Genomic DNA, 14,905 nt, shown 5'->3' on the forward strand with positions numbered 1-14,905 from the left:
CTGTGGGCGCTCGACAACCCCGACCTGCCGCGGGGGGAGCTCCTCGCGGGCCGGGGGCCGCGGCGCGGCCCGGCCCCCGGGCCGCCGCGGGCGCGCGCCGGCCGGGCGCGGGTGTTGCGCGGGCGGGGCGGGCAGCGGAGCCGGCTACTTGATGCCGGTGGTGGCGAAGCCCTTGACGAGGAACCGCTGACCGAACAGGAACACCAGGAACAACGGGATCAGGGAGACCACCGACATGGCGAACATGGCGCCCCAGTCGGAGGAGCCCTGCGTGTCCAGGAACGACTTCAGCGCGAGCGGCACGGTGAAGTTGTCCGGGCTGGTGAGGTAGATGAGGGAGCCGAAGAAGTCGTTCCACATCCACATGAACGTGAAGATCGTGGTGGTCGCGAGCGCCGGCAGCATCAGCGGCAGGATGACCTGGAAGAAAATCCGGAAGTGGCCGCAGCCGTCGATGCGCGCCGCCTCGTCCAGCTCGCGGGGGATCCCGCGGATGAACTGGACCATGAGGAACACGAAGAACGCGTCGGTGGCCAGGAACTTCGGCAGGATCAGCGGAAGCATCGTGTTCACCCAGCCGGTCTGGGAGAAGATGATGTACTGCGGCACGATCACCACGTGGATCGGGAGCATGAGGGTCATCAGCATGATCGCGAAGGCGATGTTGCGGCCCCAGAACTTCAGCCGGGCGAAGGCATATGCCGTCAGCGAGCAGGCGATGAGGTTGCCGATCACGCAGCCCAGCACCAGCAGGGTGGAGTTCATCAGGTAGTGCGAGAACGGCTGCGCGAGGGATTCCCAGCCGCGCTGGTAGTTCGAGAAGTCCAGGCTGATCGGGAACAGACCCGGGCTGCGGAAGATCTCCTCATTGGGCCGCAGCGACGAGACGACCATCCACAGCAGCGGATAGATCATGACGATGCTCGACACGATCATCACCGCGTGCCGTACACCGCCGCGGACCATGCGCCGCGGTCGGGTCCTGGGGACGGTCCGGGCCTCGGACGCACCGGGCCCGCGCTGCGGGTCGGCTGCGGAGTGCGCAGCGGTCGGGGATTCGCTCTGCAGATCAGTCATCGTAGAACACCCAGAACTTGGAGACGAAGAAGTTGATGGCGGTGAAGATCGCGACGATGATCAGCAGCAGCCAGGCCATCGCCGAGGCGTACCCCATGTCGAACTGGGTGAAGCCCTTCTGGTACAGGTACAGCGTGTAGAACATCGTCGAGTCCGACGGACCGCCGGTGCCGCCCGAGACCACGAACGCCTGGGTGAACGACTGGAAGGCGTTGATCACCTGCAGCACCACGTTGAAGAAGATGATCGGTGTGAGCAGCGGGATCGTGATCCGGAAGAACTGCGCCAGCTTCGAGGCACCGTCGACCGACGCGGCCTCGTAGTACATCTCCGGGATCTGCCGCAGGCCGGCCAGGAAGATGATCATCGGGGAGCCGAAGGTCCACACGTGCAGCAGGATGATCGTGCCCAGCGCGGTATCCGGGTTCGAGACCCAGCCGGGCAGATTCTCGAAGCCGAACATCCCTGCGACCTGGTTGATCAGGCCGTTCGCGCCGAACATCTGGCGCCACAGGATCGCGATCGCGACCGAGCCGCCCAGCAGCGAGGGCAGGTAGAACACCGAGCGGTAGAACGCCAGGCCCTTGATGCCCTGGTTCAGCACCACCGCGAGCAGCAGCGCCGCGACCAGCTGCAGCGGCGTGCCGACGAACACGTAGATGAACGTGACCACCAGCGAGTTGTGCAGACGCGAGTCCGCGATCATCTCCTTGATGTTCTCCAGCCCCACGAAGTTCGGTGCGGCCAGCAGGCTGTAGTCCGTGAACGCGAGCACGAACGAGGCGATCATCGGGATCAGCGTGATCCCCAGGAACCCCAGCAGCCACGGCAGCCACGGCAGCATGAAGACTGCCGCCTGCTTGTTGTCGGGGTGCTTCTCCTTCGCGCCGCCCTTCTTGCGATTCGCAACGATCTGGGTGAGTTCACCGACCGCGCTCATAGGCTTCTTCCCTTCTTCATGGGGATCTCGGGGCCGGTCCGCCTGAGGTCGTGACCTCGACGGACCGGCTTCCGGGATGACGGTCTGCTCAGCCCAGGGCTCCGGCGAGGTCGTCGAGCACGCGCTGACCGGCCTCGGCCGGAGTGAGCGTGCCGAAGAGCATGTCCTCGCAGGCACGGGTGAGGATGTCCTCGAACTGACCGCCGCCCTGCGGCGTGATCTCGGGTGCCTCGCCGAGCTCCGCCTCGACCGATTCGAGGAAGTCCACGGCCTTCATGTTCGGCTCGTCCAAGTCCGGGACGATCGCCTCGCGCACGGTGAGGTTGCCGGGCACGCCGCGCTCGACCGAGAGGATCTTGCCGGCGTCGGGAGAGTTGACGAGGAAGTCGACGAAGGCGACAGCGGCCTCCGGGTTCGCGGCCTTCGCGGAGACCGCCCAGTACATCGAGGCCTTGTACCAGAGCTGCGCGTCGGAGGCGGAGCCCGTCATCGACGGCGGCCGGAGCACGACGACGCCCGAAGGGACCAGCCCGTCGTGGGCGACGACCTGGTTCGACCAGGCCACGGTCATGGCGACCTTCCCGGTCGCGAACAGCGACTGGTCCATCGCCTGGGCGGCGTCCTCGACCGAGACGCTGGCGCTGGGGCCGGCCTCCTCGTCCTGGACCTTCTTGGCCCATTCGAACCACTTGGTGGCGGTCGCCGCGTCGAAGCCCGCCGCCCCGTCCTTGTACTGGTCCTGGCCCGCCTGGCGCACATACACCTGGAACAGGCCCTGGACGGAGCCCATCTGGGTCATGCCGAAGGTGCCGTCGGGCGTGGCCTCGGTGATCTTCGTGGCGGTCTCGATGAGGTCGTCCCAGGTCCAGGTGGTGTCGTCCGGGATGTCGACGCCGGCCGCCTCGAAGACCTCGGGGTTGATGAGGAAGGCGAGGGCGTTCAGTCCGGCGTTGATCGCGGCGAGCCCCACCTCCGGCAGCTCGCCGACCTCGACCGAGCCCGGCGCGAAATCGGCGGTGTCCAGGCCTGCACCGGCGAGGTCGAGCAGTGCACCGCGGCCGCCGTACTCGGCGAGGTACTTCTCGTCCATCTGGACAATGTCGGGGAAGTCGTTGCCGGCGGTCTGGGTGGCGAGCTTGTCCCAGTAGCCGCTCCACTCCCCGGGCTCGAGGGCGATCGTGACGTCGGGCGCAATCTCCGCGTAGGCGTCGACGACCTTCTGGGTGTTCTCGTCGCGGGTGGGGTTGCCCCACCAGGCGAGGCGGAGCGAGGCGGAGCCGTCCTCGCCGCCCGAGCCGCCACCGGAGCCGCCGGAGGCGTTCGGGCCACAGGCTGCGAGGGCGGTCAGGCCGGGGACGGCGATGCCGAGCGAGAGTGCGGAGCGTCGGGTGAGCATCAGATCTCCTTTGATCGTGAAAGACGGCGACGGGTCGGGTCGCAGCGGGTGGGGCCGACGAGGTCGGTGGTCGGGGGTGGGATGTCCACCCGAGGGCGACGGCGAGCGGTGGTGGATGCCCCAGCGCCTGCGGGCCCCGGGCATGCCGCTCCGGGCGGGACCGGAGCGTGCGCTGCGCCCGGAGGCTCCGACCGCAGCACCAGCGGAATGAAACTTTTGCACCCGCCAGGCGATCACGTCCCGGTCTTACCGGATCGTGGACCGCGTGGTGGTGAATGCAAGGAAAGCGCTTGGCCGCAGGTTTGTCAACTGTTCCAGATCTCGCTCGCGTCACGAACCCTGCCCTCGCGAGAACGCGTCTGGAATGAGAACGTTTTCAGGCGAGCCGACCCACCCGAGGTCGGCAGACGAGCCTCGCGCGGCAGCTCTCGCGCACTGCGCTCTGAAACGCCTCATTCTGGGGCTGGGACCATCCGGTTCACCCTCATCGCCCTGTCCGCACAGTGCTGTTCATCTGTGCGCCATCCGCGGCCGTTAGCCTCCGGCGCACTGGACGGCGCGCAGGAGGAGGGCCCGATGGACTTCACCGCATGGGCGATCGCCCTGATGGAGCTGCTCGGAGGCCCGGGCACGGCACTGGTGATCGCCGCCGAAGCGCTGTTCCCGCCGATCCCCGGCGAGATCCTGCTGCCCTTCGCGGGGGTCGCCGCAGCCGCCGACGGCCAGCACGTGCTGGTCCCGCTGGCGTGGACCACGCTCGGTTCGGTGTTGGGCGGGCTCGGGGTCTACGCCGTCGGCCGCGCCCTGGGGCTGCATCGCACCAAGGCGGTGGTGAGCCGCCTGCCGCTGCTCGAGGAGCGCGATGTCGACGCGGCGATGCGCTTCTTCGAGCGCTGGGGCTTCCCGGCGGTGGCGATCGCCCGCTTCGTGCCGATGGTGCGCACCGTCATCTCGATCCCGGCCGGGATCGAGCGGATGCCGGTGTGGCTGTTCGCCCTGGCCACGGGGCTGGGCTCCGGGGTGTGGAATGCGCTGTTCGTCGTCACCGGGTATGTGTTCGGGCAGGCCGGGGGTGAGCTGCTCGAGGGGTTCGTGCGCCTGTACTCCGGGGTGGTCGCGGCGATCGGGGTGCTTGCGGTGCTCGTCATCGTCGTGCGTCGGATACGTGCCCGACGGGAACGTCCCACACCGCCTACGCTCGAGGAATGACCAGCGAGCCCGCCTCCGCCCCCGACGCCGCTCGCGCAGATGCAGCAGGCAGCGCAGGCAGCGCAGGCAGCGCAGGCAGCGCCGACGATCCCGGGATCGCTCGCGCAGGCTCCGCGGACGTCGGCCGCTGGTTCGCGACCGCCACCCGCCGCAACCCGGACGGCCCCGGCCCCACCCGCGGCGGACCCCGACTGCCCGCCTGGGGCCCGATGGACGGGGCGCAGTACGGCCACCGCAGCCCCGGCGAGGAGATCGATGCCGCCCTCGACCTGCTGTCCGGGGCGCCGGTAGCGGTGCTCACCGGGGCGGGGATGTCCACCGGCTCCGGCCTGCCCGACTACCGCGGGCGTGATGCGGTGCCCCGCTCCCCGATGACCTACCAGGAGTTCATGGGCCACGACCTGGCCCGTCGGCGCTACTGGGCGCGCTCCACGGTGGGGTGGGAGCAGTTCCGCGCCGCCCGCCCCGGCGCCGCGCACCGACTGCTGGCCGCGCTCGATCCCGCGGCCTTCTCGATCACCGCAGTGATCACCCAGAACGTGGATGGGCTGCACGCGACGGCCGGCTCCGATCCGGTGATCGACCTGCACGGACGGCTCGACCGCGTGCGCTGCCAGCAGTGCGATGCGCTCTCCTCCCGCACCGCACTGCATCAGCGGCTGCTGACGATGAATCCCGAGCTCGCCGCACGGCTCGGACAGCTCACGGCCGACGCCGCCCAGGCCCCCGACGGGGACGCCGAGGTGGATCGCACCAGCAGCTTCCGCTACCCACCGTGTCCGTTGTGCGGCGGGATCCTCAAGCCCGATGTGGTGTTCTTCGGGGAGTCTGCGCGCCGCGAGGTGGTGGCCGCGGCCTTCGCATCGCTCGAGGCTGCCGAGGCGCTGCTGGTGCTCGGCTCGAGCCTCACGGTGCAGTCCGGGCTGCGGTTCGTCCGGGCTGCCGGCCGTCAGGGCAAGCCCGTGGTGATCCTCAACGACGGTCCCACCCGCGCCGATCCGGACGCCACGCGGCGCCTGCACGGACGGCTCGAGGACGTCCTCGGGCGCTGGGTGGCCCGGGCCTGAGGCCTGAACGCAAGGCCCTGCGTCCCGCGCCCCGTACCCTGCGTCCTGTCATCTTGCCCGGTGCGGTCTCAGCCCTGCGCGCCCACCAGCACCGTTGCCAGCGCATGCAGCTCCGCGGAGTCGACGCTGCGGAACTCCAGCCGGGGATCCTCGGTGCCCGGATCCAGGGCCTCCATCACGAGCACCTCGTCGCCGGTGGCGTACACGCTGGTCTGCCGCACTCCGCCGTCGGCCGTGGTGACGAGGGTGAACACGGTCAGCGCGCGAGTGGCGGCGAGGCGCTGCGCGAGCGGGCTCTCGGCCAGCTGGGATGCGCGGAGCTGCATCGGCTCCCCGCGGCCGGCCGCCACCCCGGCGGGGTCCACGAAGGCCAGCAGGCGGGCGTTGACCTGCGAGGAGCCGAGCGGCGTGAAGCGGTGGATGCCGAGCGCGGTGACCTCCTCCTCGAGCACTCCGCCCTCATGCACGTAGTAATGCAGGCGGTGCACCTCGGGGCCCTGCGGGCTCTGCACCGTGCGTTCGGCGGTGGTGAACACGGAGGCGGTGCGGCGCAGCACCAGGCAGCCGGCGAGCTCCGGATCCGCCCGCCACTGCTCGCGGCCTCCGGCCGGGTCGGCGTCCGCGCTCACCAGGCCGGCGGCGATCAGCGCCCGCAGTCCCACCCCGGCCGCGAAGCGTCGCTGATCAGGATGTTCATCGAGCCAAGGGGTCGCGGCGAACTGCGGACGTGCGTAGCCGTCCAGCGCTGCGAGCTGCTCATCGGTGAGGGCGACCAGCAGCTCCGCCTCGCCCTCCGAGGCGCGGGCCAGCACCTCGGCGGCAGCGGAGACATCCGCCGCGGTGTAAGCCACCGGCGCCTCCGGGTCGCTCGAGCCGAGGCCGGCCGGGAGATCCGGGACCGCCCCCGGGGCCGACGGGTCCGCCCAGGCGGGCGCAGCCGGCGCGGGCGACGGCTCAGCTGCGTCCGCGCGAGAGGGGTGGTGCTGGTCTGCGGAGGACTGACTCATCCCTCGACACTATCTGCCAGCCCGGTCACGTCCATCCCCTCCCAGCTGTCGTCACGGCACCCATCCAACGACAGCTCAGAGGGGATGGCCCGCCACCTCCTGCGCCGAGGGTCGACAATGGACGGGAACCGCCATCCGCGCGAAGGAGACGATCACCGATGACCGCTCAGCCACTCCTGCTCGACCTCAACGCCGATCTCGGGGAGGGCTTCGGCGACTGGTCGATGGGGGACGATGAGGCGATGCTCGACGTCGTGACCACGGCCAATATCGCCTGCGGAGGGCATGCCGGGGATCCCCGCACGATGCGCGCGGCCGTCCGGGCGTGCCGTGAGCGGGGCGTCGCACTCACCGCGCACGTCGCCTATCCGGATCTGCAGGGCTTCGGCCGACGGTTCCTCGACATCACCCCCGTCGACCTCACCGATCAGCTGATCGTGCAGGTGGGCGCACTGCAGGCGATGGCTCACGCGGAGGGGACCACGGTGCGGGGAATCAAGCCGCACGGCGCTCTGTACACCGCGATCACCTCTCACCAGGGCCAGGCGGCGGCCGTGGTGCAGGCGCTGGTCGAGCTCGGCGGCGCCCTCCCTCTGGTCGCCGCTCCGGGTGCCGTGGTGGTGGAGCTGGCCCGAGAGTCCGGGATCGAGGTGGTGCTCGAGGGATTCGCCGATCGTGCCTATCTGGCCGACGGGGCCCTCTCGCCGCGCAGCCGCCCCGGAGCGGTGCTCACCGACCCTGCGGCGGTGGCCGCGCAGGCGCTGTCGATCGCGGTCGAGCACGGGGTGCGCACGGCGGAAGGGTCCTGGGTGGAGCTGCCGGTCCGCACGCTCTGCCTGCATGGGGACACCCCCGGCGCGGTCGCCCTCGCCCATGCGGTGCGGGCCCGCCTCGAGGAGGCCGGCGTGAGCGTCGAGGCGGCGCTATGACCACGAACGCCGAGTGCCTGGACCCGCCGCTGGCCACACACCGGACCGGGGAGAGCGCGCTGCTGGCCGAGTACCCGGACACCGCCGCCGTGCTCGCCGCAGCGGCTGCGGTCGAGCTGCTCGCCCCGCCGCACCTGGTGGACCTGGTCCCGGCAGAGCGCACTCTGCTGCTGGTCGGGACGGCTGCCCGGGATGTCGCGGCCCTCACCGCCCTCCTCGACGAGCTTCCGGTGCCTGACGCACTGGAGGAGACTGCCGCAGAGGTCCAGCTCGGGATCGTCTACGACGGTGAGGACCTCGACGAGGTTGCCGCGCTGCTGGGCATGAGCAGTCAGGCGCTGGTCGCCGCGCACTCCGCGACCCGGTGGACTGCGGCCTTCGGCGGCTTCGCGCCCGGCTTCGCCTACCTGGTCCCCGACCTCGAGGGCCCCTCCGAGGGCGGTATCCGCTGGGAGGTTCCCCGCCTGGCCGAGCCGCGCACCGCCGTGCCGGCCGGGTCAGTGGGCCTCGCCTCCCGCTACTGCGGGGTCTACCCGCGGCCCTCCCCCGGCGGCTGGCAGCTGATCGGACGCAGCGACGCCTCCCTGTTCGACGAGCACCGGGACCCGCCGGCACTGCTGGTGCCCGGCACCCGGGTGCGATTCCTCCCGCAACGGGCGACGGCACGATCCTCGACCACCGCGCTCAGCCGCCCCGCCCAGGAGGGCGCCGGCCCCAGGCGACGAGGCCGCCGGCACGCAGCAACGCCCACCCCGTCGACCCGCACCGTGCTCGAGGTGGTCTCCCCCGGCCCCCAGACCCTGCTCCAGGACGCAGGACGACCCGGCCTCGCGACCATCGGTGTGAGCGCTTCAGGCAGCTTCGACCAGGGGGCACGGATCCGCGCCAACATCACGGTCGGCAATCCAGCGCGGGCCGCGGTGCTCGAGACGCTGATCGGGCCGTTGGTGCTGCGGGCCGAGGCGCCCACCGTCGTCGCCATCACCGGGGCGTCGGCCCCCTGGGAGGTGCGTCGCGCCGATGACCCAGGGCACCCGCCGATGGCATCGACCATCACCGCGGGCGAGCAGCCGATCGCACTGGATCCTGGAGACCTGCTCACCGTGGGGCCCGCAACCGACGGGCTGCGCCTCGTGGTGGCGGTGCGCGGCGGGATCCGCGCCGACGGTGGAGAGGTGCTCGGATCGATGTCCCGCGACACCCTCTCCGGCCTCGGCCCGGCGCCGCTGACGGCTGGGGACAGGGTGCGAGTCGGTGAGGAGCACGGTCTCGATGCGGTCCCGAGCACAGTCCCGCTCGCAGAGGACCCCGGCCCTGCCTCTGCCCTGCAGGCACCCCGGAGTTCAGCAGCTGGTGGCGATGATGGCGCGGACAGCACACCGGTGCTCGAGGTCCCGGTGCATCCCGGACCTCGCGACGGGCTCCTCGGCCCGTCGGCCCTCTCCCAGCTGCTCACCACCACCTGGACCGTCCGGACCGATTCGGACCGGGTCGGGGTCCGGCTGGAGGGGCCGGGCCTGCCCGTCCCCCCAGGCAGCGGTTCTCTGCCCAGTGAGCCGATGGTTCCCGGTGCGATCCAGGTACCGCCCTCGGGGCTGCCCGTGGTGTTCGGCCCGGATCATCCCACCACCGGCGGGTATCCGGTGATCGCAGTGGTCACGCGCGCAGGTCTGGACCGTCTGGCCCAGGCGGCGCCGGGGGCAAGGGTGCGGCTCCTCGCGGTCCGGTGAGGCCCGCGAGACACGAGATGACACGATGGGCCCATGCCTCGCCTCCTCCCGGACCCCGCATACTTCGCCTCACTGCCCAAGGTGATCAGCTCCGGGGCGGTGATCCTGCGTGATGAGCACGGGCATCTGGTGGTGGAGAAGCCGAACTACCGCGACCACTGGCTGCTGCCCGGTGGCGGGGTCGATGCCGGTGAGGACGCCCGGCAGTGCGCCCGGCGCGAGGTGCAGGAGGAGCTCGGCATCGAGGTCGAGGTGGGGCGGATGCTCACCGCCGACTGGCTGCCCTCGAGCGCGGTGCGCAGCTCCCCGATGGGGGTGCATTTCCTCTTCGATGCGGGGATCGTCCCCCGCGCCCAGCTCGAGGCGACGGTGGTGCCGCAGGCCTCCGAGCTCGACGACTGGGCCCTGATCGACGAGTCCGAGATCGATCTTCTCGGTCCCTGGGGCGCGGCGCGTGCGCGCCGGGCGCTGGCGGTGCTGCGGGGCGAGCTCGAGGTCGATCTGGTGTCCCACGCACGGGGCTGAAGGGGCTCCGCAGAAACGCAACACATCTGAGACCTCCGACTTTTTCTCACAGTGACCAGGAGTGGGAGGCAGATTCCCCCTCCCCCAACGGTCGGCCTGTGATCCAGGCCTCATGACCTGGGCGACAACTGGGGCATGCTGTGGCCACCCCATCCCCCGTCGTCGGAGCTGAGAATGAGCAACTCGACCACCTCCTCACCGCTGTCGGCCCCCTCGGCCGAGCACCGTCTGACCAGGTCACAGCGCCTGGACCGTCTTCCCTTCACCCGCAAGCACGGCCGCCTGCTGGGCGCCTCCGGCATCGGCTGGGCACTGGATGCGATGGACGTCGGCCTGATCTCCTTCGTGATCGCGGCGCTCAGCGTGCACTGGGAGCTGAGCAAAGCTGACGGCTCCCTCATCGCCTCCGCCGGGTTCGCCGGGATGGCGATCGGAGCGAGCGTGGGCGGGCTGCTGGCCGACAGAATCGGCCGCCGCTCCGTCTTCGCCCTGACCCTGCTGGTCTACGGCCTCGCGACCGGCGCCTCGGCGCTCGCGATGGGTGTGGGCGCCCTGATCGTGCTCCGCTTCGTCGTGGGCCTCGGCCTCGGCGCGGAGCTGCCCGTCGCCTCCACCCTGATGAGCGAGTTCGCGCCGGCCCGGATCCGCGGCCGCGTGATCGTCTGGCTCGAGGCGTTCTGGGCGCTGGGCTGGATCCTCGCCGCCGTGATCGGCACCTTCGTCGCCGCCTCGGGCCCGACCGGATGGCGCTGGGCACTCGCGATCGGGCTGGTGCCCGCCGCCTACTCGCTGGTGGTGCGGCTGGGCATGCCGGAATCGGTGCGATTCCTGGAGCAGAAGGGCCGCCACCAGGAAGCCGAGCAGGTGGTGCGCAGCTTCGAGAGCGCCGCCGGGATCGACGCCCCGACGGATGAGGCCGACGGAGTGGACGGGCAGGGCGGCGCCGCTCGCGCCGACGATGCCGTTCGTGCCGACAGTGCCGTTCGTGCCAACGGCGCCGACGTATCGGATGCCCCCGTCGCGGCGCGGGTCGCTGCTGACGAGGTGGGTGCCATCCCGGCGGCGGACACGGTCGATGCGTCGGCCGGGATCTGGTCGAAACCGCTGCGCGCCCGCACCGCCGGGCTGTGGGCCGTATGGTTCTGCATCAATCTGGCCTACTACGGGGCCTTCATCTGGATCCCGACACTGCTGGTGGACCGCGGTTTCACCCTTACCCAGTCGTTCACCTTCACCCTCATCATCACCCTCGCCCAGATCCCCGGCTACGCCGCCGCGGCCTGGCTGATCGAGGTGCTCGGCCGACGCTGGACCCTGACAGTCTTCCTCTCGGGCTCGGCCCTCGCCGCGATCGGCTACGGCCTCGCGGACACCGAGTGGACGATCATCGCCGCAGGCTGTGCGCTGAGCTTCTTCAACCTCGGCGCGTGGGGCGCCCTGTACGCGATCGGGCCGGAGCTGTACCCGACCCGCGTGCGCGGCACCGGCACCGGCGCGGCCGCCGCCTTCGGGCGCATCGCCTCGATGCTGGCCCCGTTCCTGGTGCCCGTGCTGCTGGTGGCAGGCGGGCAGGTGCTCGTCTTCGTCGCCTTCTCGATCGCGTTCGCCCTGGCCGCGGCCGCCGCGTTCACCCTCCCAGAGCAGCGCGGGAAGGCCCTCGCGGACTGACCCGGCGCGCCGCCGGCCGAGCAGCCCGCCACCGCACCGCACCGCACCGCACCGCACCGCACCGCACCGCACCGCACCGCACCGGCGACAGTCAGCTGGCGAACCAGAATCGGTGGTGCGCAGGTTCGCCAGCTGACTGTCGGGGGGAGAAGCGGCGCTCAGGCCTGCTCGAGCGAGCCGTCGTAGGCGCAGATCGCGTCGACCTTCGCGGCGGAGGACGAGGTGGGGTCGAATTCGAGATCCAGCCACACCTTGATCAGCTCCTTCGCGAGCTCGAGACCGATCACGCGCTCACCCATGCACAGCACCTGCGCGTTGTTCGAGAGCACGGAGCGCTGCACGGAGTAGAGGTCGTGCGCGGTGACCGCGCGAATGCCGGAGACCTTGTTGGCCGCGATCGCGACCCCGAGGCCGGTGCCGCAGATCAGCAGCGCCCGGTCGGCCTCGCCCGCGGCGACCTTCTCCGCGGCGGCGACTGCGACGTTCGGGTAGAAGGTGCCGTCCTCACGGCCGGTGACGCCGACGTCGATGACCTGGTCGACGCGGGGGTCGTTCTCCAGCAGCTCCTTCAGCGCGCTCTTGTGGCCGTAGCCTGCGTTGTCCGATCCGGTGATGATCTTCCAGCCCATGTCAGTGCTCCTTCGTGAGTTCTCTTCGTGTGGTGCGGGTTCCCGAGCAGGGTCTCAGGCGGAGAGCTGCTCGCCCAGCAGCGTGACGATCCGCGAGAAGGAGACCGCGCCGGGGTCGGGGGTGCCCACGGACTTGTCGCCGTGGTTCCGGGCGCGGCCCTTGCTGGCGGAGATGTCGGCGGTGGCCGCGGCGGCCTCGGTGGCGCGCGCGGCAGCGGCGGCGATCACCCGGGCCCGGGTCTCCTCGGTGCCCGCGGACTGTGCGAGCGCGATCGCCTCCCGGAAGGGCACTGCGGCGTCGATCATGGTCTTGTCACCCGGAACCGCGCCGCCGAGGCGCTCGACGGCCTCGACCGCCTGCACCAGCCCGGTCAGGAGCTGCTCGACGCTCACTGCCGCGTCGTCACTGAAGGCGCTGCCGAGGCTGGTCAGGGCCGCGCCCCAGAGAGCACCGGAGGTGCCCCCGGCCTCGGCGGACCAGGCTGCTCCGGCCTGGACCAGCACGGTGCGGGCGCCGCAGCCGCCCTCGACGGTGCGCAGCGCGGCAGCGTGCGCGGCGACGGATCCGAGCACCATGCCCTGGCCGTGGTCACCGTCTCCCGCGATCGCATCGAGCCGACCGAGCTCCGGCTCGAGCTCGGCCAGGAGCGTCTCGATGTCGCCGAGGATGCCGGCGATCCGCTGCGCGGAGACTCGCGACTCCTCGGTCGCGGCGGGGATCGGGTCCTCGCCCGGGGTGTAGATCTCCCCGCGTTCGCCGCCGAGGTCACCGCTCACCGTGCCGCCGCGCCGGAAGGCCGGGGACTCGACGGGGGCGAGCCAGAGCTGTTCGAGCTCCTCGTCCAGGCGCACCACCGTCAGCGACAGGCCCGCCATGTCCAGGCTGGTCACGTGCTCGCCGACCTCGGGGCGCACGATCGTCAGCCCGGCCTCCGCCAGGAGCTGCGAGGCGTGCTTCCACACCACGAACATCTCCTCGTACTTCACGGTGCCGAGGCCGTTGAGGACGACCGCGACCCGATCTGAGGCGAGCTCCGGGGTCTCGGCGAGAACGCCGTCGACGAGGGTCTTCGCGAGTTCCTTCGCCGAGGGCAGCGGCTGCTCGTCGATGCCGGGCTCGCCGTGGATGCCCAGGCCGATGGCCATCTTCCCCTCGGGGACGTGGAACAGGGCATCCTCCGCACCGGGCAGGGTGCAGCCGTCGAACGCGACCCCGAGGGTGCGCGTGGCGTCATTCGCCTTCCAGGCGATGCGTTCAGCGTCGGCGAGGTCGGCACCGGCCTGGATCGCGGCGCCGGCGATCTTGAACACGGGCAGGTCACCGGCGATCCCACGGCGGTCGCGGTGATTGCCCTTCTCCCCCGAGGCCACGTCATCGCTGACGGCGACGATCCGCACGTCGATCCCCTCCGCACGGAGCTTCTCCGCGGCGACCCCGAAGTGGAGCACATCGCCGGCGTAGTGGCCGAAGCCGAGGATCACGCCGCCGCCGTTCTCGGCGTTGCGAGCGACCGAGTAGACCTGGTCGGCGGACGGCGAGGAGAAGATGTTCCCGCACGGCGCGCCGTGCGCGAAGCCGGGACCCACCCAGCCGGCGAAGGCCGGATAGTGGCCAGAGCCGCCTCCGACCACCAGGGCCGGCTGGCCGGCCGGGGTGGCCTGCTTGCGCACCACTCCGCCGTGCACGCGCAGCAGCTCCTCGGGATGGGCGGCCACCAGGCCTTCCACGGCGTCGGCGGGGAAGGTCTTGGGATCGTCGAACAGGTAGGTCACGGCGTTCTCTTCTCTGGCGGTCAGCTGCTCAGGCGGTCAGCGGCGGGCGGGTGGTCGGGCGGCGAGGGGATGCTCGCCGAACGGGGCGAAGGGACGCTCAGCGGGCGAGGACGATGGGACGCTCGGCGAGCGAAGGGCGGGCTGTGGGCGGTCAGGCCGCCGTGTAGCCGCCATCGATCGACAGGATGGATCCGGTCACGAAGCTGCTGGCATCCGCGGCGAGGTACACCGCGGCACCGGCGAGCTCCTCGGGCTCGCCGGGGCGGCCCATCGGGGTCATCAGGTTCCACTGATCGATCTGGGCACCGCCTTCTTCATAGAAGCCACGGGTGAGCTCGGTGCGCATATAGCCGGGGGCGATGGCGTTCACGCGCACACCGCGACCGGCCCACTCAAGGGCGGCGCTGCGGGTGAGGTTGTGGACGGCGGCCTTGGAGGCGTTGTACGAGGCCTGGGTCTGGGGGATGTTGGCGATGATGCCGCTCATGGAGCCGGTGTTGATGATGCTGCCGCGTCCTCGTTCGAGCATACGGCGGCCCACGGCGGAGAGCACGTGGTAGACGCCGTCGAGGTTCAGGCTCATCACCGCGCGCCACTTCTGCGCGTCGCCGTCCTCGAGGGGGTGGTGGATCGTGCGGCCGGCGTTGTTCAGCAGGATCTCGATCCCGCCGAACTCCGCGTCGACCTCGGCGACGACCTGCTCGACCGCTTCCTGATCGGTGACGTCCAGGTGGCGGTAGGCGGTGGTGACGCCGGTGTCTGCGGCGAGCTGCTCAGCAGCCCGCTGCCCGTTCTCGTCGTCGATGTCGGCGAGGACGACGGGGGCGCCGTGCTCAGCCAGCGCCCGGGCCATCGCCAGGCCGAGGCCCTTGGCGCCGCCGGTGACCAGTGCGGTGCGGCCGGTGAGGTCGAAGAGGGGCGAGATGCTGCGAGTCATGTCAGATTCCTTCGGTAG

13 protein-coding genes are annotated in these 14,905 nt (G+C 71.0%); 6 read left to right on the plus strand and 7 right to left on the minus strand.

Annotated elements, in window-relative coordinates:
• Nucleotides 1–144: 144 nt before the first annotated feature.
• The 3 genes from ACTH43_RS08680 to ACTH43_RS08690 all read right to left on the minus strand — a co-directional run bounded on the left by ACTH43_RS08680 (nt 145) and on the right by ACTH43_RS08690 (nt 3,413).
• Entirely contained in the window at nt 145–1,077 is a 933-nt protein-coding gene (locus ACTH43_RS08680; RefSeq protein ID WP_441444509.1) for a carbohydrate ABC transporter permease, read from the minus strand.
• Entirely contained in the window at nt 1,070–2,017 is a 948-nt protein-coding gene (locus tag ACTH43_RS08685) for a carbohydrate ABC transporter permease (protein ID WP_441444510.1), read from the minus strand. The genes ACTH43_RS08680 and ACTH43_RS08685 overlap by 8 nt, the downstream gene beginning before the upstream one ends.
• 88 nt (nt 2,018–2,105) lie before the next feature.
• Nucleotides 2,106–3,413 carry an ABC transporter substrate-binding protein gene (locus tag ACTH43_RS08690; protein ID WP_441444511.1) on the minus strand — a complete coding sequence of 436 codons (1,308 nt, stop codon included), beginning with the start codon at nt 3,411–3,413 and terminating at the stop codon, nt 2,106–2,108.
• A 576-nt stretch (nt 3,414–3,989) separates the two neighbouring features.
• On the opposite strand from ACTH43_RS08690, the gene ACTH43_RS08695 reads away from it, so the two are divergent.
• Nucleotides 3,990–4,622 (plus strand): DedA family protein, encoded by a 633-nt coding sequence (locus ACTH43_RS08695; protein WP_441444512.1) that lies wholly within the window; start codon nt 3,990–3,992, stop codon nt 4,620–4,622.
• Nucleotides 4,619–5,689 (plus strand): NAD-dependent protein deacetylase, encoded by a 1,071-nt coding sequence (locus ACTH43_RS08700; RefSeq protein WP_441444513.1) that lies wholly within the window; start codon nt 4,619–4,621, stop codon nt 5,687–5,689. Before ACTH43_RS08695 ends, ACTH43_RS08700 begins: the two co-directional genes overlap by 4 nt.
• A 68-nt stretch (nt 5,690–5,757) precedes the next feature.
• Here ACTH43_RS08700 and ACTH43_RS08705 read toward each other — a convergent pair whose 3' ends face one another.
• Nucleotides 5,758–6,696, minus strand: a complete 939-nt coding sequence (locus ACTH43_RS08705; RefSeq protein ID WP_441444514.1) for a hypothetical protein — start codon at nt 6,694–6,696, stop codon at nt 5,758–5,760.
• Between the two features lie 158 nt (nt 6,697–6,854).
• Between ACTH43_RS08705 and ACTH43_RS08710 the strand changes: the two genes are divergently transcribed.
• The 4 genes from ACTH43_RS08710 (at nt 6,855) to ACTH43_RS08725 (ending at nt 11,548) form a co-directional block, all read left to right on the plus strand.
• Nucleotides 6,855–7,625 carry a LamB/YcsF family protein gene (locus ACTH43_RS08710; protein WP_441444515.1) on the plus strand — a complete coding sequence of 257 codons (771 nt, stop codon included), beginning with the start codon at nt 6,855–6,857 and terminating at the stop codon, nt 7,623–7,625.
• Nucleotides 7,622–9,355: a carboxyltransferase domain-containing protein gene (locus tag ACTH43_RS08715; RefSeq protein WP_441444516.1), complete on the plus strand. Its 1,734-nt coding sequence runs from the start codon at nt 7,622–7,624 to the stop codon at nt 9,353–9,355. Before ACTH43_RS08710 ends, ACTH43_RS08715 begins: the two co-directional genes overlap by 4 nt.
• 33 nt (nt 9,356–9,388) lie before the next feature.
• Nucleotides 9,389–9,880 carry an NUDIX domain-containing protein gene (locus ACTH43_RS08720; RefSeq protein WP_441444517.1) on the plus strand — a complete coding sequence of 164 codons (492 nt, stop codon included), beginning with the start codon at nt 9,389–9,391 and terminating at the stop codon, nt 9,878–9,880.
• A gap of 174 nt (nt 9,881–10,054) precedes the next feature.
• Nucleotides 10,055–11,548 carry an MFS transporter gene (locus ACTH43_RS08725; protein ID WP_441444518.1) on the plus strand — a complete coding sequence of 498 codons (1,494 nt, stop codon included), beginning with the start codon at nt 10,055–10,057 and terminating at the stop codon, nt 11,546–11,548.
• Nucleotides 11,549–11,706: 158 nt separating this feature from the next.
• Here the strand turns inward: ACTH43_RS08725 and ACTH43_RS08730 are convergent, their stop codons facing one another.
• The 3 genes from ACTH43_RS08730 to ACTH43_RS08740 all read right to left on the minus strand — a co-directional run bounded on the left by ACTH43_RS08730 (nt 11,707) and on the right by ACTH43_RS08740 (nt 14,887).
• A complete protein-coding gene (locus tag ACTH43_RS08730; protein WP_441444519.1) occupies nt 11,707–12,177 on the minus strand; it encodes a ribose-5-phosphate isomerase in 471 nt (156 codons plus the stop codon).
• Between the two features lie 54 nt (nt 12,178–12,231).
• On the minus strand, nt 12,232–13,950 hold the full coding sequence (locus tag ACTH43_RS08735; protein ID WP_441444520.1) for a dihydroxyacetone kinase family protein: 1,719 nt from the start codon (nt 13,948–13,950) through the stop codon (nt 12,232–12,234).
• A gap of 151 nt (nt 13,951–14,101) precedes the next feature.
• The gene (locus tag ACTH43_RS08740; protein WP_441444521.1) at nt 14,102–14,887 is read right to left on the minus strand and encodes a glucose 1-dehydrogenase; all 786 of its coding nucleotides are present in this window, start codon (nt 14,885–14,887) and stop codon (nt 14,102–14,104) included.
• Between the last annotated feature and the right edge of the window lie 18 nt (nt 14,888–14,905).

The sequence above is a fragment of the Brachybacterium sp. genome, assembly GCF_052095815.1.
Classification (GTDB): Bacteria; Actinomycetota; Actinomycetes; order Actinomycetales; family Dermabacteraceae; genus Brachybacterium.